At 39.9% G+C, this 22,979-nt stretch carries 15 protein-coding genes; 2 read left to right on the top strand and 13 right to left on the bottom strand.

Annotated features, from left to right (window positions below; translation table 11 throughout):
• Window positions 1-69: 69 nt before the first annotated feature.
• Window positions 70-3,132 carry a glycoside hydrolase family 2 TIM barrel-domain containing protein gene (locus bsdcttw_RS07050; protein WP_185258673.1) on the bottom strand — a complete coding sequence of 1,021 codons (3,063 nt, stop codon included), beginning with the start codon at window positions 3,130-3,132 and terminating at the stop codon, window positions 70-72.
• A 245-nt stretch (window positions 3,133-3,377) separates the two neighbouring features.
• On the opposite strand from bsdcttw_RS07050, the gene bsdcttw_RS07045 reads away from it, so the two are divergent.
• The gene (locus bsdcttw_RS07045; protein ID WP_185258672.1) at window positions 3,378-4,229 is read left to right on the top strand and encodes an AraC family transcriptional regulator; all 852 of its coding nucleotides are present in this window, start codon (window positions 3,378-3,380) and stop codon (window positions 4,227-4,229) included.
• Window positions 4,230-4,250: 21 nt separating this feature from the next.
• On the opposite strand, the gene bsdcttw_RS07040 is transcribed toward bsdcttw_RS07045, so the two are convergent.
• The 5 genes from bsdcttw_RS07040 to bsdcttw_RS07020 form a co-directional block, all read right to left on the bottom strand.
• Window positions 4,251-5,966, bottom strand: a complete 1,716-nt coding sequence (locus tag bsdcttw_RS07040; RefSeq protein ID WP_185258671.1) for a hypothetical protein — start codon at window positions 5,964-5,966, stop codon at window positions 4,251-4,253.
• A 41-nt stretch (window positions 5,967-6,007) separates the two neighbouring features.
• Window positions 6,008-6,556 carry an RNA polymerase sigma factor gene (locus tag bsdcttw_RS07035; RefSeq protein ID WP_185258670.1) on the bottom strand — a complete coding sequence of 183 codons (549 nt, stop codon included), beginning with the start codon at window positions 6,554-6,556 and terminating at the stop codon, window positions 6,008-6,010.
• 214 nt (window positions 6,557-6,770) lie between these two features.
• Window positions 6,771-7,931, bottom strand: coding sequence for a M23 family metallopeptidase (locus bsdcttw_RS07030; protein ID WP_185258669.1), 1,161 nt, complete (start codon window positions 7,929-7,931; stop codon window positions 6,771-6,773).
• Between the two features lie 79 nt (window positions 7,932-8,010).
• The gene (locus bsdcttw_RS07025) at window positions 8,011-9,345 is read right to left on the bottom strand and encodes an MATE family efflux transporter (protein WP_185258668.1); all 1,335 of its coding nucleotides are present in this window, start codon (window positions 9,343-9,345) and stop codon (window positions 8,011-8,013) included.
• Between the two features lie 1,041 nt (window positions 9,346-10,386).
• Entirely contained in the window at window positions 10,387-11,226 is an 840-nt protein-coding gene (locus bsdcttw_RS07020) for a helix-turn-helix domain-containing protein (RefSeq protein ID WP_225903812.1), read from the bottom strand.
• Between the two features lie 375 nt (window positions 11,227-11,601).
• On the opposite strand from bsdcttw_RS07020, the gene bsdcttw_RS07015 reads away from it, so the two are divergent.
• Window positions 11,602-12,378 carry a MerR family transcriptional regulator gene (locus tag bsdcttw_RS07015; protein ID WP_185258667.1) on the top strand — a complete coding sequence of 259 codons (777 nt, stop codon included), beginning with the start codon at window positions 11,602-11,604 and terminating at the stop codon, window positions 12,376-12,378.
• A 211-nt stretch (window positions 12,379-12,589) separates the two neighbouring features.
• Here bsdcttw_RS07015 and bsdcttw_RS07010 read toward each other — a convergent pair whose 3' ends face one another.
• From bsdcttw_RS07010 to bsdcttw_RS06980, 7 genes are all read right to left on the bottom strand, one after another.
• On the bottom strand, window positions 12,590-13,876 hold the full coding sequence (locus bsdcttw_RS07010; RefSeq protein ID WP_185258666.1) for an Ig-like domain-containing protein: 1,287 nt from the start codon (window positions 13,874-13,876) through the stop codon (window positions 12,590-12,592).
• Window positions 13,877-13,980: 104 nt separating this feature from the next.
• Complete coding sequence (locus tag bsdcttw_RS07005; protein ID WP_185258665.1) at window positions 13,981-14,877, bottom strand: hypothetical protein; 897 nt, start codon at window positions 14,875-14,877, stop codon at window positions 13,981-13,983.
• Window positions 14,878-14,998: 121 nt separating this feature from the next.
• Window positions 14,999-15,157: a hypothetical protein gene (locus bsdcttw_RS07000; RefSeq protein ID WP_185258664.1), complete on the bottom strand. Its 159-nt coding sequence runs from the start codon at window positions 15,155-15,157 to the stop codon at window positions 14,999-15,001.
• 246 nt (window positions 15,158-15,403) lie between these two features.
• Window positions 15,404-17,269 (bottom strand): ABC transporter ATP-binding protein, encoded by a 1,866-nt coding sequence (locus bsdcttw_RS06995; RefSeq protein WP_185258663.1) that lies wholly within the window; start codon window positions 17,267-17,269, stop codon window positions 15,404-15,406.
• The gene (locus tag bsdcttw_RS06990; protein ID WP_185259740.1) at window positions 17,262-19,508 is read right to left on the bottom strand and encodes an ABC transporter ATP-binding protein; all 2,247 of its coding nucleotides are present in this window, start codon (window positions 19,506-19,508) and stop codon (window positions 17,262-17,264) included. The genes bsdcttw_RS06995 and bsdcttw_RS06990 overlap by 8 nt, the downstream gene beginning before the upstream one ends.
• Window positions 19,509-19,547: 39 nt before the next feature.
• Complete coding sequence (locus bsdcttw_RS06985) at window positions 19,548-20,087, bottom strand: MarR family winged helix-turn-helix transcriptional regulator (protein ID WP_185258662.1); 540 nt, start codon at window positions 20,085-20,087, stop codon at window positions 19,548-19,550.
• Window positions 20,088-20,442: 355 nt separating this feature from the next.
• Window positions 20,443-22,974, bottom strand: a complete 2,532-nt coding sequence (locus bsdcttw_RS06980; RefSeq protein WP_185258661.1) for a homocysteine S-methyltransferase family protein — start codon at window positions 22,972-22,974, stop codon at window positions 20,443-20,445.
• Between the last annotated feature and the right edge of the window lie 5 nt (window positions 22,975-22,979).

Genomic DNA, 22,979 nt, shown 5'->3' with positions numbered 1-22,979 from the left:
AAATGTAATAAACTTCACTAAGGTGAAAAGGCTCTGTAAAACCGGCTCTCTTTCTCTTCACAATACTTTCTATTGAAACTGCAATGTAACCATAAAGGAGATGTCTTCTTCGTTCAGCTGGTACTTTTCAGAAAGTGCAGGTCCGCAGGAATTAGAGCCGATACCACTCATCTTATAATCCAGGCAAAGGACTGTCTCGTCTACCTTTTCAAGCTCATAATTGTGTGCCTTTACCGTAAGTTCTTCCTGTGTGTAGTTACTAGCCTGGAAGGAGAACGGCACCTTCCCTGTCACATGGATAGGTGTTCCAAGAGAAGAGTACAAGGTTAAATCCTCGCAGCCATAATGACTGGAATTCTCCTGAGGTTTAATCGTATCCACATACATATCTGAAACCTTTTGTGTGAATCTTCCGTGCCAAGTGGAGCGGCGTTTATCTACATAGCTCTCTCCCGGCCCATAACCCAAATAGTTTACCTTATCATAATGCTTCGGAAGGAATAAACGCAGACCAAAGCGAGGCAGGAAAGGAAGTTCCTTATTTCTCTTCCCATTCATCTGTACCGTTATGGTGCCATCTGCTCCTATAAACCAGGTTACTTCCAGGTCTAGGATGTGCTGAATCTGAATAGCAGTTATAGCCAGTCTGCAATAAATGGCTGTTACACCGTTCTCCTTGGATACTTTTGTTTCATACACCCTGGGAAATGCTCTGTCATAACGGGCCTCCTGCCAGGTGTTGCGTATATTCCGGTCATTGTCTGTAGGCGCTCTCCAGATATTAAATTCCAACGGCCTCTCTAATATGGACTGGTTATTTATTACCAGGCTTACAAAACTGCCATGGAGTCTGTCAAAACAATACTTAAAGGTCTCGCCTGTTATAATAATTGTAGTCAGATTCTCCTCAATGCACACAGAATCAACAGTTTTCTCTGCTATCTTATCTGATTCCCCTGCTGCTACAAAAGGGATATCCCTTTCTTTGAGGAACAGCTGGTCAAAACCAAGCTCATGTCCTGTAGCTGTAAGAAGTCTTTCAGACTGCTGAAGATACCTTAACTTAACGCTAACTCCTGACTCACTGCTCTTATGCTGTAAGTATTCTGTACTAAAGGGTACTTTTACAACAGTTTTTTCATGTGGGGCTAAATCTAACGTTCCGAGGTCACAGGTTTCGACTACTTCACCGTCTATAAGGAGCTCAGCTTCTATTTTTAAATAATCTTTTAGATTGGTAAAATCCAGTTTATTCGTAAGTTCTACTGAAAGCCAATTTTCATTAACAGCTTCTCGGCCTCCAAACTCCTCTTTGCTTACCAGTGCTGCTCGTACCGGGCGGATTACATTCTTATATTCTGCCAGCGCAGGATGTGGTATGCGGTCAGGAGATACCATACCATCCACACAGAAATTTCCGTCATGAGGATACTCTCCGGAATCTCCGCCGTAATGGAAGACTTTACGTCCGTCTGTCGTAATTCCACGGTAAATGGCGTGGTCACACCACTCCCATACGAAACCGCCTACAAAACGTTCTTCTCCATAGATACAATCAAAATAATCTTCAATATCTCCAGGTCCGTTACCCATAGCATGAACAAATTCGCAAAGCATATAGGGCTTTGGATTAGAAGCCAGGTATTCTTTTATACTGGGAATGGAGGCATACATATTACTGACGATATCTAACATGGACATGTCATTAATATGCCCGCCGGTTTGGCTGACACTTCCTTCATAATGTAATAACCTGGTTGGATCATATTCTTTTATCCAACGGCCTGTATCTTCAAAAGCTTTGCTGTAGCCGGCTTCATTTCCCATGGACCAGATAACAACACTGGCATTGTTCTTATCCCTGATAACGTTTCTCTGATTACGGTCTAAGATAGCCTTAGCAAACATCTCTCTCTGAACCAGATCACCATAAGTCTCCCAGCCACCACCATAAAAACAGGTAGCGCCATGGGCTTCCAGATCACTCTCTCCCACCACATAAAAACCATATTCACTGCAAAGCTGTGTAAACCAAGGTGCATTGGGATAATGACTGGTACGTATCGCGTTAATATTAGCCTCTTTCATGAGTCTTAAATCTTTTAACGCCTGTTCTTTACTGATGGTATAACCGGTAACAGGGTCGCTGTCATGGCGGTTCACCCCTTTAAACTTCACCTTAACACCATTAATGTGTATTACATCCTTAATTATTTCAATCGTACGGATACCTACCTTTTGGTAAATCACTTCATCGGCAGTACTGATAGTTAAGGTATATAAATAAGGTGTTTCCGCACTCCATAGCCTGGGTTCCGGTACATTTATTACAATTTTTGAACCTTCTGCCTTTTGTTCTGCTATAAGTTTACCCTCTGTATCTTTCAGGCTGCAGGTAACTGGCACTTCTTCACCGCTGAACTCAAAATTCACCTGAATTTCCGCTTTGGTATAATTTTTTGTAAGCTGGGGCTTTATGAAAAAGTCACGGATATGATTTACAGGACGGCTGATAAGATATACGTCACGGAATATACCTGTCATTCGAAATTTATCCTGGTCCTCCAAATAACTTCCATCACACCATTTTAGCACCACAACTGTAATATCATTTACTCCTGCCTTCAAATAGGAGGTGATATCAAATTCACTGGTAGAGTGGGATACCTGGCTGTAGCCTGCCAAAGTTTTATTTATATATACATAAAAGCAGGAATCTACTCCTTCAAAATTCAGATAATGCTGTAGCTTTTCCTTGCCTTGTCCAATCTCAAAAGTGCGGTGATAAACACAGGCAGGATTATCTAAAGGAACAAAGGGAGGATCATAGGGAAATGGAAAATTGATATTCGTGTATTGATGACGGTCATATCCATGCATCTGTATACAGCTTGGTACCGGAATGGAATCATAATCTTTGTAGGAATAATCCTCTTTCGTAAAATCTTCTACCACAAAAGGATTATCAAAAAAACGGAAATCCCAATCTCCATTTAATAATTGTATCCGTGAACTATTTTGAATTTCACCCGGAGCAAAGGGAATATAGTAGCTGCGATTTTCTTCACAGCCGGTATGAAGAACAGATGGGTCTTCGTAATAGGGAGGCAGTTTTAAATCTGACTTTAACATATGTATTCCTTTCATCAGCATAAAATTTATTTTCTTTTTTTGTTATACCAAAATATCATCCACATTTCCATACATAAAGTTGATATCTATATGCACAAAGTTTTCATTTTCATTTTGACAATCACTATTATGTATTATAAAATATTAGCAGGATACTTATATAGTAAAGATAGCTGTTTATGTTCATTTTTATTACAGACATTTCCCTATACCATGAAGCGTTTATTTTTTAGAAAGAGGATTCTATGCTTACAGTAGTAGGTTATTATGATTGGCAGTCCGATGAAAAATCTGTATCGGACCAGGAGTTTTTTGTTCATTGCTGTGGCAGATACCGTCTGATCCATACAGAAAAATTCCAGACAGAAAGACCTTCCGGAGCCGCCAATTACCAGCTTATTTATCTGGCAGACGGGAAGGCTCACTTTAAGATAAATGGGAAAATTCATATTTTAGAAAAGGGCAGCTGTGTACTTTTTCATCCCGGAGAGCCTCAGTTCTATTATTATTATCTGGAGGAACACCCGGATATCTACTGGGTTCATTTTTCCTGTAATAAGAGTAATCCGTTCTTATCTCAGACCGGGTGGGGAAAGGAAAATATCTATCAGGTAGGGGTTCATGGCAGCTATACCCATCTCTTCGACGGAATAATTCAGGAACTGCAGTTAAAGCAGCCTCTCTGCGAGGAACAGCTTAAGCTGATGATGCAGCAATTACTGCTAAGAATGGGCAGAAACCGCATAAAGGCAGACAAAGTCTTTGAGAATTATAACAGAGAAGTCGAAGAAGCTCTTCGTATCTTTCATCATTCTTCCGAGCAGGATTTTACCATCAAGAAGTTTACGAAAGAGCGGGGTCTTAATTATTATCGCTTTATTGACACCTTTACCAAGCAGGTAGGCATTTCTCCCCGGCAGTATATCATCAATATCAGAATGAGTACTGCCAAGGAATTATTAGCCAATCCTCTCTTTCAAGTCTCCGAGGTAGCGCAGCTTACGGGCTACGATAACCCCCTTTATTTTAGCAGGCTCTTTAAAAAAGTCTGGGGAATCTCACCTACGGAATTTCGAATGCAACACGGCAAAGGCTAGACATAATAAACCAGATTTGTATTATTTCTTATCATACCCTATTACCGTCCAGATACCGGTGCTATCCTGTCTTACAAGCTGTTTTAGATATACTTTTGATACCGGTGACTTTTTATTATCCACTTCTACAATAATAGAGCTTCCGGTATTCTTTATAATCTTAAAATCCTTATAGGGAATCGGATATTCTCCTTTAATCCCATCCGGCTGAATTAATAGGCTGGTAAATACCTGGGCTACAAAGGCAGGATCTAACTTCCAGGGCTGATGGCCCGCATCTACCTGTTTTTGTGTCTGCTCTTCTGACTTCATATCATAATCTACCTTAACCTGAGGTGTACTTAAACTTTCTTTTGAAAGGACAGCTTTTTCTCCGGTTAAGCCTTTGATAAAAACATTGATTTCATCCATAGAACCGTTTCCAATTACCTGGTATTCTCTTTTGTTCTGCTGCCAGGTGATGCTGGTAATAGTGTTTTGATCCCCAAAACTTTCTGCTGCCAGGCCATTGGTAATACCGACACTATTGCTATTTGCTTCTATATCTGTCTTTGCTGCATTGGTTAGGATTTCTGCCCTCATGGAACCAATTACACCGTTGACAGCTCCACTGTTCTTTGCAGCCAGATCAACTTCTCTTTCAATAACAGCGACCTTATTCTCCTGCCCTTCTAGTCCATAATACACCTTAATGGCCTTATCTTCTGCATTGGCTGAGATTTCTGTCAGCTTATAGGAAGTGGCTGAGACCATGGGAAGTTCCATTTCGAGGCCTGATAGTTCCTCTGCCTCTTCCATCGTGGCACATATCTGCCAATTCTCCTCTCTATTCACAACATACCCCTTTAAATCTCCATAGCTTAAATATTCAGTCGGAATGCTTTTTGTATATTCAATATCGCTATAACTTACCTCATAGGCAACACCATTTACCAAGGCAGTTTGTTTCTTAAGAGGTATACCTGTTTTTTCATTTATCCAGATAGAATAGGTATCACCTCCTTTTGGAGTAACTTTATAAAGTACTGCCTGCTGCCCGCTGATAGATGTTTTCGACTCTTCTGTTACCTTTGCAGCTGTCTTTAATTGCTGTACCTCTTTTCCGATTTCAAAGGTAAAGGTGTAATTATCCGGAAAGGCTGTATACAGGCTGATATAGTTATCCTCCGGTTTTAACTGCCATTTTTCCTGGTTGTTATTGGCAGTAATTAATCCCTCCTCTAAGCCCTGTAATTCCTTCACGTAATATCTGCCTTCCTTATCAGCCCAGACCTCTCTCACTGCCTGTATGCTACGTTCACCTTCTCCGTTTATAGAGGTAATAGTCAATACACCATGGTATGCATTAGCTTTTTCATAGGCTTGCTCCATAGCATAAACAGGATTCCCTCCGGTCAGATATGAATCTTTTAGATAAAACACTCCCAGAAATACAGCTGCTGCCGCTGCCACCCCCCAAAAGACAGGAGCAAATCTTCTTTTTTTTACGGCGATTTCTTTGCGGCCGGTTATACCAGCCATATTTTTTCCCTCTTCTCCTTTATAAGCCTTCCACATATTCTCCGATAACTGCTTTTCAAACCCTTCCTGGGGATATACCGGCTCTTTTAACTTTTTCAAAGCTCTGATTGTATTGGTCAGTTCTTTTACATTCTCATCGTCCAATCCTTCCTTGCCGGGTACCTGCTCCTGATTTAATCTATCAATATAATCTGAAATAAACTTTTCCTTTTTCATTATAACTCCTTTCACGAGTATAGACTTCCAATCAATTATTTTTATAACTCCCACGCGTATGACTTCAATATCTCAGCCAGTTTCTCCAAGGCCCGAAGCTGTATCACTCTTACATGACTTTCTTTTTTCTTAAGTATCGCAGCGGTTTCTTTTACAGAGTAGCCTTTTAATATTCTAAGTTCTACTACACGCCTTTGATCTTCCTTCAACTTCTCCAAAGCTTCCTTTAAAGTCTGTCTTTGTTCAGTAATTTTTGTAAAATCTTCTTCCCTTCCTGTTAAATCAAGTTCTTCTATATCAACACTTACCGGTCCCTTTTTCTGCTTTCTCCACTCATCTCTGATTAGATTCAAAGCAATAGCTTTAAGGTAAGCGCTGTAATTTTCAATTAACGCATATTCATTTTTTAAATATATCATTGCCTTTACATAGGTTTCCTGGGTTATATCTTCTGCTTCTTCCCTGTTACCGACCTTGTAATAGATAAACTGGTATACCTCTCGCCAGGTATCCATGCACAGCTTTTCTATCCATTTCTTCAATTCTTCCTCTGTACCAGAAAGATCCCTAACGTGCTTTGAATTTTCCATTTCATCCTCCCTGTATTACTTTTTCATAAGTATAGACGAAAAAGACATACAAAACGTTACACCTTCTTCACGTTTTGTATGTCTTTATTTTACCCCTTTCGTGAGCATCAAATCTTCGGCTTGACATTCCTGTCTTTCCAACTTGCTGCAAGATTGGGCCGAGGATTTCCCCGGTACAATCTTGTGTAGGAATTATTCTTTTCAATAATTCCTACTACTCTCCTGTTCCTTCAATGGAATCTCCAGTATCTTCATCGGTATTATGAGGTGTTATATTAGAGTTTTCTTTATTTTTTTCAAAATCTACAGCTGCCGGGTCCTTTATATTAGTAATTCGTTTCCATTCCTTGGAATCTGCAACTTTAGAGGTTTCCGAGCGGTTACGGTATAAGAACCTGACAAGCTCATAGCAATCTACCCAGATTTCATTATTCCCTTCTTTCTGGGATTCGTCAAAAATCAGCTGTAAACCAAAATGAAGGTGAGGCGTGTCGATATTATTGACATTCTCCGTAGTACTGTAGCCGGTCCTGCCGAGATAACCGATAACATCACCGGCCTGAACAATGCTTCCTGCTGCCAGCTCCTTATTATAGGGATAATTCTTTCTAAGGTGAGCGTAATAATAGTAGCGTTTACCATCAAAGCTCCTGATACCGATGCGCCAGCCGCCGTACCGGTTCCAGCCAAGGGCTTCTACATATCCGGATTCCACTGCAATAACCGGTGTTCCTACCTGCCCCATCATGTCATGTCCTAAATGCTTTCTTTTATAGCCGTAGGTTCTGGATACTCCGAAATCATCAAAATCACTATATGGAAAATACTTTGCTAGTGGCAGATAAGCCTTTAATCCATATTTCTTCACCCACGTTGTTTTCTGTGGATCATTAGGGTCCGGGACTTCCTCTTCGTATTCACCAACCATACCACCAAGAACAGCTGAATAAGCTTCCAGATAGTAAGAATAGTATTTTAAATCAGCTGTCAGGGCTGCCATGGTAGTCTCGCCGCTCTCTAATTTTTCTGCAAGGCCGGTAAGGTCTTTCTCTTTATATCTGGAGAAATCACCTCCATAACGGGTGCCAAGATAAGCTAGGAGCTCTACCCAATTTAACTTAACAGCTTGTGATTGAGATGCAACATCCAAATCGCAGGCCTTTCCCATAGCCTCAGAACAGACATCAAAGTCCACCCATTTTATGTATTTCTTTTCTGCCTCTCCCCCGGAACTTGCCGTAAGAAAACGCGGCAGAAAGGTCTCCTTCATAAATTGTTTAATACCGCCACTGTTATTGCTGCCAAACATTATAATGCAGATAGCCGCTAATACCAGCACAGCCTCTATAATTATCCCACGCCTTAATCTTTTCATAAAAAGAAAGCCCTCATCCATAAACTGTAGTAACATTTTATGTCATGAGGGAATTTCTTAGCACTGATTATCCAATTTTCTATCTTAGGTATGCATGTTTTACCCATCCGCCTTTTGCAAAGCGCAGGCCAAAACAGATTCCTCTGAACAGCCAGTCAATGGTCATAGCAACCCATACTCCCAATACCCCCATTTTAAGACCATTCACAAGGAAATAGCTGAACCCGATTCTCCACACCCACATGGAGATAATAGAGATGGTCATAGTAGTTTTCACATCATTGGCAGCCCTTAAGGCATTTGGCAGGGCAAAGGATAAAGGCCAGATGATGCAGCAACAGATGCAATGATAGATAATGAGTGTCAGCGTGGCCTTTTCAGAGGGACCGGACAGAGCGAAAATATCAACAATCGGTTTTCTTAGCAGAAAGATACCGATATTTAACACACCTAGTATTAAATAACAGAGCTGCATCAGCTTTACCGTATATTTCTTAGCCTGAGCAATGTCCTCTGCTCCGACACACCGTCCCACTACCGTAATCATTGCCAGCCCCATGGCACTGCCTGGTATTAAAGCAAAGCCTGCAATAGTACCGGCTACACCATTTGCCGCTATCGCCACTGCTCCAAGACTTGTAATCAACCCTTGCACCAGAATCTTTCCAATCTGAAAGATGCTGTTTTCCAGCCCGTTGGGTACACCGATATTTAATATCCGCTTAATCATCGTGAAATCAATCCCTGCATGCAGGATATTACTCACATGGATAGCATTCTTCTTGCTCTTAATTAGAAGATAAATAATAATTGCAGAAGCCGCTCTTGCCACCAGAGTGGGAATTGCAACCCCTTCCACCCCCATATGCAGTAAAAATACCATAATAAAAATACCGGTTACATTAATAAGATTCATCACGATGGAAACATACATGGATATTTTGGAGTTTCCCATAGCCCGAAATAAAGCTGCACAAGAATTATAAACCGCAAGAAAAGGAAAGGAAAAGGCTGTAATAATAAAGTAGGTGGTTGCGCTTCTCATAATATCTTTTCCCGGGTCTCCGTATATTGCTCTTAGGATATGTGCATTTCCAATTAAGGATATTCCCATAATGATAAGAGCAAAGAACAGGGTTGTAATAATAAGCTGTCCGCCGGCTTTACTGGCATTGTCTTCTTCCTTCTTACCCAAATACTGTGAAGAAACCACCGCTCCTCCCGTTGCTAGGGAAGAAAACAAGGTTATCAAAAGAACATTTAAGGTATCCACTAGAGATACTCCTGCTATACCCGCCTCCCCGGCTGCCCTGGATACCATCATAACATCCACCAGCCCAACGGATACTGCAAGAAACTGTTCGGCAATCAGAGGCAGAATCAGTTGAAAAAGCTGCTTTCTGGTAAATAACATAATAAATAACCCTTCCTTGGTAAATTCTATGTAAACCGAGTGTTAACAACAGTTAATCTCCATTATGAAGCTCCAAAAATAAAATTACAATATGATATCCCGCCAAAATTCATGTAGTATCTTATTCAGTTCAGCTATATGGCTGATATTAGATACTTGGGGGCGGACGATGACTTCTGAGTCCATTCAGGCATTTTCTTGTTCAGAGTTCCGTTCTCCACTAAAATGCCAGAAGTATTCCTAGAAGGTTAAATTACACCGAACTCGCTTAATTTGTATTGGATGCGTAGCACTGTGAGCTCAAACAGCGGTGTAATTTAACCTAGTCATAACTCCTGCCATTTAAGTGTCAAATGGAACTCTTCAATATAAAATGCCTGAATAGACTCAGAAATCATCTGTATTTTTGCCGTCGAATTCTACTTGTATGTATAAATCTTATAACCTTATCTAAAGGGGCTAGTGTTATGCCTTTTTAACAAAGGAAGCTTTTTGATAGCTTTTAAAAAGTACACTGTAAATTAATAATTATTTTTATAGAATATATTTTAAATATTTTTAATTTGGTTGAGTGAAAAGGTAACTTCATGATTTCCTGCACACTTTGATTTTGCAGGACTAAAATCACGTTTCACCAGTTTACGAGTTAATCAAATAGCGTTATAATGCATTTATAGAGGTCTGTTTCCATGAGTGCAAGCATGGCAAACAGGCATCTGGATTATCGTGCAAGACTAAATTCCACATACCTTTTTCGTGTAGGATTAAATTCGGCTGTGGATTCCGTCTTGTCTATATGGTTATTTTTTGAGTAATGATGGCATCAGTGAGACCTCATCAGCAGGAATTTCCTTAAGTTTGAGGAGCTTATGAAGTTTATATTCAAAAGAAGTTGAGACAGCCTGAACGGAGTGCAACCATTCAGGCTGTCTCTTGCTTCACTATTGATGTGGTTCATAAGTTTTATGGCATCTCCTTGTGTAAAAGGATCAAGACTGATACCCTTTGGAATCACATAACGTATGTATTCATGATTCTTTTCTAACATGCCCTTTTGCCATGAACTGTTGGGATTACAGTAATAAACTCCATTTCCACAACAGAGGTCTCTGGATGTTCTTTCAAATATTTCTGGAAATCTTCATAGGTGCGTCCTATGCGGAATTTTTTTGCAGCAAGGCTAATCCGTGTACCTGTTTTGCGAGGTTTGCATTTATAGCGAACTCGACGCCTTAAATCAATGTTTCTGGCTGAAAAGATTCCTTTATCAATGTAATTATAAAGCGTTCTTCTGCTGCAAGGAATTTCATGACCATGAAAAGCATAAATATGAGCCAGAGATTGCCCTTGTTTTAAAAGAGGGGAAATCAGTTCATCCAATAAAGCGATATCAACGGGATCTTGGTTGATACCAGTACGGCAGGAAACCAGAAGCTCCTGGGATGATTGATCAGCATGCTGAGCAGAATAAAAAGCCAGTTGTTTCAAACAGCGCTTCGTTTTTTGACAGTGATTACACACATAAGGAGCCTTTTGTATCTGAGGGCAGTGAGGGATCAGATAATCTGGGCATTCCAAGGTACATCTTGGGATGCGCCTCTGGACATCATAGCAGCTCTTACAAAGTTTCACACAGTCTTTTTTGTCACAGAGGAAGCGCATCTGGCATTCCTTAAAGCGGGCACACTGAAGTGGTTTCTCCTGATTTTTTTTTGGAGGAAAGTACCGATATTTTTTTACTTCCTTGGCAACAGTACTGGGATGTTTGTCGATGGTTCTAGCAATAGCGGCAAAGGACAGGCCATCATTTAAGCCCTTCTCAATTTTTATTCTTTGTGTGGTAGAAAGGTGTTTCTGGTCAAACATTTTTATATTAGACATAAGTTTGTCCTCCTATGCATTGGGAGGAATCCACTAACCAAGACTACCATACCATACTTTGTGCAAGGCTAAAATCGTCAATGATGAATTTACCCTTGCAATCAAGAATTTAACTATTCATTTTACAAAATTTTTTAAATTTCCTATTGACATTAACGCTACGTTAAGGTTTATGATGATTTCAGAGTTGTTAACAGCCCTTCGCCAGCAAAAAAGATAGAATATACAATACAGTCTTTTGTTCTTATTCAATACACCTGAAGGTCTGTTATCTTACTCACAAAGCGCGCGCAAAAACTATGAACTATATACTATGAATAGAATCAGCTTCAGGTTCCAGCTTTCTTATATTTGCCTTTAGCTGAAGGAGGACTTATGGAATACAGTATTCTAAAATTAAGCAAGACTGCCGGCGTCAGTACAAGAACTTTGCGGTATTATGACAGCATTGGACTTCTAAAGCCCTTAAGAATTAACTCGTCAGGTTACCGCATTTATGGTGAAAAGGAAGTTTCCCTTCTTCAGCAGATATTATTCTATAAAGAGCTGGGCTTTGGTCTTGAAGATATTCATACCATACTTTCACAGCCGGATTTCGATAATCTGAAGGCTTTAAGGGAGCATCGCGAAAAACTGCTGGAAGAAAGAACAAGACTGGATTTATTAATTACAACCGTTGACAAAACAATTGATAACGAATCAGGGAGGAATACCATGAGTGATAAAGAAAAATTTGAAGGTTTTAAGAAAGATCTTGTAAAAACAAATGAAGAGAAATACGGAAAAGAAATCCGTGAAAAATACGGCGATAAAGTTGTGGAAGAATCTAATAAGAGAATGCTAAATCTATCAAAGGAAGAATATGAACGCTGGGAGAATCTAAGTAAGCAGGTTTTGCTCACCTTACAAGAAGCTTTCGCTACCAAAGACCCGGGAAGTGAAAAAGCTCAGGAAGCAGCTCGCCTTCACAAAGAATGGCTTACTCTCAGCTGGGGTAACGCTGTCTCTTACACTCCGCAAGCACATGCCGGCCTGGCAGATATGTATGTGGCAGATGAACGCTTTAAAGCTTACTATGACAAGGAACAGGAAGGCCTGGCAGAATTCCTTAGAGATGCCATCCATCTCTTTACCGGAATCCAGAAGGCATAGTAAATTAATGTTCAGAAATACTTGATATACGGCTCTTGTAATACAACAAAATACTTCAGTCATAAAATACTAAGCTTACGCTTATAAAGAAGGATTCCTTTCGCCTGATTAAACTTTGGTGAAAGGAATCCTTCATCTTTGCTGCTAATCCGATAATGCCCATTCATTGGCTATCCAGGGATAAGCATAGAAAAAACAAAGGTTGCATTAATTACTTTGTAACCTTTATTGTAATATATTTTGTTAAACCATTCGCTTGTGCCTTTATTTTTACAGTACCTGTCTTCTTTGCAGTTACCACTCCTGTTTTACTTACAGTGGCTACCTTACTGTTCGCAGAAGAATAAGTAATTCTCTTAGACGCTCCAATAAGCATTTTGGGCTTTATGGTATATTTCTTACCTGTCTTTAAACTTACATTATATTTCTCAAAGGTCAGAGAAATTGATTGAACTGTCAGATTATAATATATTGATAATGCAGGATTATCCTTAGAAGTCGCTGTAATAACAGTCACACCGGGTTTAATGCCGGTTACCTTACCAGCCTGGGATACTGTGGCTACTTTGGTATTAGAAGATTTCCACAGGAACTTGTTATTTACCTGCAATTCCGGCAATACCACTGGTTTTACTGTCACAGAGGAATTCATGTACATATACTGGTGCAGGTTATCAAAATAAGTATACTGAACTTTATCCGACCCCTTATCTATCAACATGCAGTCAAAGTTATAAATACTTGGGGAACTTCCATTACCCTTAGCAACTTTAATATAATAAGTGCCTTCTTCCCAATTGAAACTAACCGGTTTCAGCAGCATATAAGGCTTATAAATCTCCTGATGATTACTGTCATAAATTACGAAAGTACCATAGGAGAAGGAACTACCTTGACTGTTGTCCCCTTTATTGTAGTTAGCAGGCATTACTACAAAAGTCTGATTTTTCCCGACTTCAACAGAATAAAAGTCTACCTCATCGTCCTCGGAAATAACCCCTGTAACTGTACCTCCGGTTAATTTCATAGCCTGCTCAAAGGTTTGATTTGGCTCTACTTCTGTATTATTCGCAGGTTGAAAGCTTGCTTTTATTGCATACTCTCCGTTAGGACTTGCTCCTGCCACCGTGTAATAGTAGGTACCGGCTTCAAAGACAGCATCCAGTTTATCATATTCACCGGAATCGAGATACTTGTAATAATCCTTACTGTAAGTAGTTTTAAAATAAACTTTAGAAAGGTCTTCCTTCATAAAGGAACATTCCACCTTATAGTTCGGTCTAACCTCAACTTTTAAGCGTCCGGCTTTAGGTAAAACAATCTTATAATAGCTGGTTGTCTGTTCCTGCGTTGCCGGAACGTTAAGCCAATCTTTGTTAAGCTCAAGGGAAATTGGAACAATGGCATTATCTGCCTTTATGGGAGTAACACTGCCGGCTGTAAAACAAATTATAAGTAAAGTAATTATAATTCTTTTAATATACTTCTGTTTTTTCATAACTTCATCTCCTATCAAAAACCAATCCATAAGGTTACCATTACCTGCAACTTCATATTATTTACAAACTGTGGCAAAGCAATGGCAAAGAAATTAGGAAATCATTAAGGCTCCTCGGCCATTAGCGCATACAGCGTCACCCACTTATTTGCTTTCCCTATCTTTCCTGCTTTAAAAGATGGATTTGTTTTCGTTTTTCCCAGTACATATCTGCCGTCTTCCAATCTCTTTGAATGAAGATATTCGTAGGCAATCTTGCAACTATTATCAGTACTCCTACCCAATATATGAATTGCGTAGAGCAGATTCTGAATTCCTGTCTTTATGGCATCTGGCGGATAATAGGTATCTTCCATTCCCTCTACCACTACTCTTTGAGGATTATCTGTCCGAAAGACCAGGTTTCGCTTTAGAAAGTAATGCACCAGCTCCTCTTCACAGGGTATTTTCATTTCTTTTAGCTTCATTTCTGCTATTAAAAGGAGGTAATTGGCGGTTATTCTGGCACAACTTTTATGAGGCAGCTTGGGATCATTTATTTTTTTATTTTTACTGATACAGCCAAATCCGCCATCTTCCTTTATTTTATCAAGGGCAGAATATATTTCAGTTTTAACCTCATCCCACTCTTCATATCCTAATTTCACAAGATTTCGCAGTAAGAGAGCCTCCCCGCACATAGGGTGAAAACCGGTGTCATCGATTAATCTTCTGACATCCTCATCAATCGCAAGCTCTTCTCTGGTCAGTCCCCACTCCGCAAAGGAAGTCAGCGCATCGTATCTTGGCCAGACTTTCTCTTCTTTTAATAAGTTCATTGCATTTTTAAAGATAGGCGCCATAAAAAGTGCAGCTTTTGCCTGCCGCACTTCCACACTCTCTTTCGGATATTTTAAGTACTCCGTCAGCGTCCTGTATCTTACTTCCGGATTCTCCTCTTCCAAAAGCCACTCTATTATTTCATCTCTAACAGCTTCTTTTTGTATTCCTTCCGTATTCATAAGTTAGCTCCTTTTCTACATAAGATTCTGAAGATATAATACACTTCTAAAGTTGACAGCCCTATGTCATATTTGCTCTACCCGTTATATTTTCATTTTCAAAGTAGAATTGGAGCAGCTATTAATCCTGCTGTTCTTGTTCTTTTTTATTGTAATAATTATTAGTGGTATTGCCGCAGTCATTTCCAAGACCAAACTTAACTGGAGATAATAAAAATCCCAGTATAATTCCGCTTAACAAACAAATTACACTGATAAAAAAAACTGTTGGTTTTCTCAAGCAAATCACCATACCTTTCTAGAAATCCATAATTAATTTACAATTCAGTTTTATTCCTTATTCTTAATGTTAATATATAAGGTACACCATAATACCTAAAGCAGCTACCTTCATATTATGAAAGTTACAAGAAAAATCCCCCTGCAAAATATCCTATTCAAGATATTTTGTCAGAGGGAATTTCCAAATCCCTACTATTAAGTTAATCTATTTCTTGTTATTTTGCAAGTATTATTCAGCCCTTGTTTAAGCGGTCTCTTCAAACTGTGAATTATAGAGACTTGCATAGAAGCCGCCCTGCTTTAAGAGCTCATCATGGCTGCCCTGTTCTACAATGTCACCATCCCTCATTACAAGAATAAGGTCAGCATCACGGATGGTTGATAATCTGTGAGCGATAACAAAGCTGGTTCTTCCCTTCATCAGGTTATCCATCGCCTTCTGAATTCTTACTTCTGTTCTGGTATCAACGGAGCTGGTAGCTTCATCAAGGATAAGAATCTTAGGATCTGCCAGAATAGCTCTTGCAATGGTTAACAACTGTTTCTGACCTTGGGATACATTGCTGGCTTCTTCATTTAATTCCATCTGATAGCCTCCGGGAAGTGTCTGAATAAAGTGATGAGCATGAGCTGCCTTAGCTGCTGCAATAACTTCTTCATCCGTAGCATCTGCTTTACCGTAACGGATGTTTTCCATAATAGAACCGTTAAAGAGCCAGGTATCTTGTAATACCATACCAAACATCTGACGAAGTTCGCCGCGGTTAAAGTCCTTGATGTTATGCCCGTCAATTAAGATTTCACCGGAATTTACATCATAGAAGCGCATTAAGAGTTTAACCATAGTAGTCTTTCCGGCTCCGGTAGGTCCGACAATGGCAATCTTTTGTCCGGGTTCTATCTTTGCGGAGAAATCATTGATAATAATCTTATCAGGGTTATAACCAAAGTGTACATGATTAAATTCAACTCTGCTGTCTACCGTCTCCGTATTTACCGGATTCACTGCGAATTGGTCTTCTTCTTCTTCGTTTAGGAATTCAAATACTCTTTCTGCAGCCGCAGCTGTCTGCTGAAGCTGGGTAGATATCTGTGCAATCTGTGCAATAGGCTGGTTAAAACTTCTTACATACTGTATAAAAGACTGGATATCACCAACCTCGATGGTCTTCTTAATTACAAGATAACCACCTAAGATAGATACTGCTACATATCCGAGGTTTCCTACAAAAGTCATAATAGGCATCATCATACCGGATAAGAACTGAGACTTCCAGGCAGAATTATAAAGAGTGCCATTAGCCTTTTCAAATTCTTCAATAACCTGGCCTTCCCCATTAAATGCCTTTACGATGTTATGACCGGAATATACTTCCTCTACCTGGCCATTTACATGACCCAGATATTCCTGTTGAGACTTAAAATACTTCTGGGATTTCTTCATCATTAGAGCAATCAATAAAGAAGAAATCGGAAGTGTCAGTATTGCAACCAGAGTCATTCTGCCGCTGATAGATATCATCATGATAGTAATACCGATAATTTGGGTTACTGCTGTAATAACCTGGGTAATACTCTGGTTTAAGCTCTGTCCTAAGGTATCGACATCATTGGTTACTCTTGATAACACTTCACCGACTGTCTTTGTTTCAAAGTAATTCATTGGCATGCGGTTTATCTTCTGAGAAATTTCTTTTCTCATTCTGTAAGTTATCTTCTGAGTAACACCGGACATGATGTACCCCTGAACAAAGGAGAAGAAAGCACTTACCACATATAGACATAGAAGTATTAGAAGTGTCCTTCCTATCTTGTCAAAATCGATACTTCCTGTTCCCTGTAATTTTCCCATCAGCCCTGAAAAGATATCTGTGGTAACATGACCCAGAATCTTTGGCCCTACAATGAAAAATATTGTACTACCGATTGCAAATAATATCGCTATGATAATGCTGATTTTATAGGAAGATATATACTTAATTAACTTTGATATGGAGCCTTTGAAATCCTTTGCTTTCTCTGTAGGTCCATGAAACCCCGGGCCACCGCCCATAGGTCCTCTGGAAGCCCTAGCAGGGCGTGCTGTCTGTACATTTTTTTCATCACTCATATGCCAATTCCTCCTTTGACAACTGTGATAATGCAATCTGGTTATAAACATCACAGTTCTTTAACAGTTCTTTATGAGTGCCTCTTCCGACAATCTTGCCTTCATCCAATACAATAATCTGATCTGCATGAAGAATCGTCGAAATTCTTTGCGCCACAATAATAATTGTCCTATTCTTTATTTCTTCATTCAGAGCTTTACGGAGTGCCACATCTGTCTTATAATCCAAAGCGGAAAAACTGTCATCAAATATATAGATTTCCGGGTCCTTTGCAATGGCTCTTGCAATGGACAGTCTTTGCTTTTGTCCACCGGATACATTACCGCCGCCCTGGGAAATCTGGGTTTGGTATTTCTCTGTCTTTTCTTCGATAAAATCGGTAGCCTGAGCAATACGGGCAGCCTTCTTTATCTCATCTTCATTTGCATTTTGCTTACCGTATTTGATATTGGATTCGATGGTTCCTGTAAAAAGTACACCCTTTTGAGGTACGAAACCAATCTTATCACGTAATTCATGCTGGGTTATATCTCTAATATCAACACCATCAACTAAAATACTTCCGCCGGTTACATCATAGAATCTCGGAATTAAATGCACCAGTGTGGATTTACCGCTTCCGGTACTTCCGATAATAGCTGTTGTCTTACCTGGTTCTGCTGTAAAGCTGATGTCATCTAATACATTATCATCTGCATTGGAATACTTAAAGTTAACAGATTTAAATTCCACATAACCTTTTTTATCCGGTGCAAATGACTTGGATACGGAAGGATCATGAATTGTTACCTTTGAATTAAGTACCTCCCATATACGTCCTGCTGCAACACTTGCTCTTGGAAGCATAATGGATATCATTGAGAACATCAGGAAGGACATGATTATCTGCATGGTATACTGTAAGAATGCCATCAGATCACCAACCTGCATCTCTCCGTTATTAACACCATGAGCACCGGTCCAGATGATGAGAACGGATACACCGTTAAATACAAGCATCATAAGGGGCATCATGAACGTCATAGCTCTATTTACGAAAAGGTTCGTCTTTGTTAAGTTAACATTTGCAACGTCAAATCTGGCTTCTTCCGGTTTTTCCTTATGAAAAGCACGAATTACAGAGAGTCCTGTCAGTATTTCTCTGGTCACGAGATTTATACGGTCGATTAATTTCTGTATAGCCTTAAATTTCGGCATCGCTACGATAAACAAGGTACCGATAATTATGATTATAATAATGACTGCCAGAGCAATAATCCAAGTCATAGATACATTGGTATTAAGTACTTTTACAATGCCTCCGATGGCAAGAATCGGTGAATAGAACACGATTCGAATCAGGAATACCAGCATTCCCTGGATCTGCTGGATATCATTCGTACTTCTTGTAATGAGTGAAGCGGTAGAAAAATGGTCAAATTCTGCATTCGAAAAGCTGACAACCTTTCTGAATACCTGGCCTCTTGCCTCACGTCCCAGTTTTGCAGCCATTCTGGAAGCAAAAAAGCCTACCAATACGGTGGATATCATGGCTATAAGAGCTAACCCAAGCATTTTTAATCCGGTTAATAGAATAAAGTTGGTCTGTATTTTGTCTGTATCCATTCCCAGCGCTTTGTACTGATATTTTACAATTGCTGCCGCACTCTGGTTCTTTAAGGAATCCTGTATACCATTTATTTTATCTGTAATAGGTTCCAGTATTTTAGCTGACTGCTCTTTGGGTAATGAAATTATCATTGCCACTAAAGGAGCACTTTGAAGTTCAGCCGGAACCATCTTAGCAACTGCATCCTTTAACTTCGCAGTAGTGTCACTTTCCATTGACAAAGAGCCGACAATTAACATGGGATCAGCCAATATCTGATTCAGACTGTCTTTTTGCTCCTTGTCTAAGTCCTTTAATACATAGATATTTTCCTTCTCAAGAGCAGGATATTTATCAAGATAGTCCTTGTAATCTTCCGCGGATACGGAATCCTTGGTAACTAAGGTATAGGAATCTAAAACTTGCTGCTGGTCCTTATCCTCAACAAAGTACAGGACTGCTTTCATATAGTTTTCCTCTATTGCCTCAGGAACTGCACTCTTTATTCCCCCTCCCTGAATACCCACATCTACAATTTCTGATGTGTAGGTTGGAAGAGTCAAATCACAGTAAGCCTGTAGTCCTAAAAGAGCAATGACTACCAGCATAATTGGCCATGAGGATTTTAACAGCTTAAATAATTTTAACATAGCTGCTCCTTTCTGATATGTTTTCTGTCGCATTCGGGATTAAGAGGCATCGTCCTCTCTTGCTTCTTTTAAGACCTGGTTCATGGCTTCATACAGCCTTCCAAGCATAAGAATCAGAGTTTTGGTGTCGTCTTCCCCCATTTTCTTTACTGTCTTATCCGTAAATTCATGTAGTTGTCTTGTAGAATCCTGGATAATATTTTTTCCGGTTTCCGTCAGAACGATATAAACAACCCTGCGGTCCCTGGTATCAGTTATTCTTTCAATATAATTTTTCTCTTCAAGACCTTTTAACATTTTAGATGTGGCAGACTTGGTAGAATGAACCATCTTACAGAGCTCGCTTACACGGATACCAGGTTCACCCTCTTTCCTTATATCCTCATTCTTCACATCCTGCCCCCCATGCTTACAGACACCGTGGTTAATGGCTCCTAACATCATAAACTCCCCCGGATAAAGTGTTCTGTTGTTATGCAGCTTCCCCATAAGCTTGCGTACATTATTAAAAGAAGTAAAAAGCTCTTGTATCATCGTTCCTTCCTGATTACTGTCGTCCCGTATATCTGCCATTATCATTCTTTCCTCCTTAAGAACTTCCATTATCAAGCTCTTATTCTGTGTCAAAAGTTATTTAGTTGAATTGCTCAACTATTGAGATGTTCAACGATTATTATAGTTCTTTTTTAGATGAAGTCAATACAGCTTTTAAAAAATAGCAGATTCCATAATTAAAATTCTTCACAACGATAATTTGCTCTCATAATGCACAAAATCCAGTTAGAGTATGCCACTAATGGATAGGAATATAACCTGACAAGGAAGGGATTACCAACAGAATATAGCTTCCTGTCTGGTAATCCCTCTATTTTTCACGAAATTAATCTTTAAACTTTGAAAGTTCTATAACTACAGACCACTCAACCAAATAAAATCATAACCCTAACGAACGTTTTATTACAGTTACTGTCTCTCCGGCGTCTTTTGCATAACCATCTGCACCGATTTCATCCGCATAGCTCTGGGTAATTACCGCTCCTCCGATGATAACTTTGGCTTTCAACCCTGCTTCCTTCTTCATGGCAATCACCTTTTTCATCTCAAGCATGGTAGTTGTCATAAGAGCAGATAAAGCAATAATATCCGCATCATGTTCCTTTGCTGTTTCAATAATTTTATCAGAAGAAACATCTTTCCCAAGATCGATTACATCAAAACCATAGTTTTTAAGCATCAGAACTACCAGGTTTTTACCAATATCATGAACATCTCCTGACACTGTTGCAATGACCACAGTTGCAAGCTTTTTCTTTTTTTCTTCCCCTTCCTGCAGCAGGGGTTCCAGATAATCAATGGCTGTTTTCATAGTCTCTGCCGAGGATATGAGCTGCGGAAGAAAATAGATCTGCTTATCAAATAGTTTTCCTACTTCATTAATAGCGGGTATTAATAGTTCATCCAAAACAAATGAAGGTCTTACACCTTCAGTTATAGCTTCCTTAACAAGACTTATAACATCCCGTTTCTTCCCCTTTATTACGGCTTCATAGACCTGCTGAAAAGCTTTTGTTTTTAGGGCTTCCGGTAAATTCTCTATATCTGACTTTTTGTTTATGGCTTCTTTCTCTAAGGTCTCTCCAGACTTTTCAGAATTACCGGTTCCCTTGACTGAATTTTCCTTTCGGGTGATTACTGCCCCAGGCCTTTCAGTTACCCTATTGATATAGCGAATATCAGCGTCTTCCTTAGCAGATAAGAGATCTGCAGCAAAAGCAGTGTTCATTAACAATTCCTGAGAGGGGTTCGCAATAGCCATGGTTAGCCCTTCCTTTATTGCCAGTGCCAGAAAGGTACTGTTAACAAACTGCCGTTCCGGTAAACCAAAAGATATATTAGAAAGGCCGATTACGGTAGCCAGACCCAGTTCCTCTCTGCAATACCGGATTGTTTCAAGAGTCTGTAAAGCTGCTGCTTTATTAGCACCTACCGTATTTACAAGACCGTCAACTACTATATCTTCTCTTTCCAGCCCGTTTTCTTCTGCTGCCTGTAATATGGTATGGATGATTTCCTTCTTTTCCTCTATATTCTTTGGAAGTCCTTTATCCGATAGGGGCAGGAGTATAAACATAGCCCCATATTTTTTAGCAATGGGCAGAAGCTTTTCAATCTTCTCTTTTTCCAGGGAGATCGAATTAATAAGTGCTCGTCCGGGATAGATACGAAGAGCTGCTTCAATTACCTTTACATGACTGGAATCTATACACAGCGGCAGATTAGAAAAGCCGGTAATTTCAAATACCGCATTTACCATGGTTTCTTTTTCATCAATCCCGTTCATGCCCATATTTACATCCAGGATATCCGCACCGTCCTCTTCCTGTTTTCTTGCGAAGTCAGTAACCAGCTTAAAATCCCCCTGGCGCAGTTCTTCCTGCAATGCTTTCTTCCCTGTAGGATTAATCCTCTCTCCGATTATCAGGAACTTGCCTCCATCCGGTATCTTTAGTGCTCGGCGTTCCGTAGTCAGTATCCGCTCTCTTTCAGGGGTATTGGAGGGTGGAGTTAGATCCCGGACAGCATTATGAAGCGTACTTAGATGAATTGGAGTAGTTCCGCAGCAGCCTCCTATAATTCCCGCACCGGCTTCTACAAGCTTGACTGTCTCTCTTGTAAATTCCTCGCTGTCCATGGTAAATACCGTCTCATCATTTATTAACTGCGGCAGTCCTGCATTGGGCTTTGCAATGACAGGTACTGTAGCATAACGTTTCATTTCCTTTACTATCTCAACCATTCCTTCCGGACCGGTAGAACAATTGACACCCACGGCATCCACCCCCATCTTCTGAAGGACTGTAATGGCTGTTATGGGGTCAGTTCCGTAAAGGGTTTTATTATTTTCATTAAAAGTCAAGGTAATCATAACCGGAAGCTCACAGGTCTCCTTTACTGCTAATAGGGCTGCTCTGCATTCTTGAAGGCTCATCATAGTTTCTATGACAAAAAGATCCACTCCTGCCAGCAGCAGGTAGGCAATCTGCTCCTTATAAACCTCTACCAATTCTTCAAACCTAAGAGTCCCAACCGGATAAAGCTGCTGCCCTGTCATAGTAAGGTCTCCCGCTATATAAACTTTTTTAGGTTCTTTCATTTCTGCCGCCGCTTCCGCAACAGCCTGTTTGGATAACTTTACAAGTTCCTGGTTCATTCTTGCTATCTTGTCAGCCAACCCATATTCTGTCAGCTTAATCCGGTTTCCGGTAAAGGTAGGTGCATAGAGGATATCCGTACCGGCTTTAATATATTCCTTTTGAAGCTTAATCAGTACTTGCGGATTCTCTAGCATCCATTCTTCCGGGCAGACTCCTGTGGGCATTCCCGCTTTCTGCATATTACTGCCGGTTGCTCCATCCAACAGGACTATTTTTTGCTTCGTAAGTTCTCTGAATTTAACCTTTGTCATAACAA

It is taken from the genome of Anaerocolumna chitinilytica, from assembly GCF_014218355.1.
GTDB classification, from domain to species: Bacteria; Bacillota; Clostridia; order Lachnospirales; family Lachnospiraceae; genus Anaerocolumna; species Anaerocolumna chitinilytica.
Note: the sequence above shows the minus strand (reverse complement) of the source record. Positions and strands in the feature narration are given on the sequence as shown.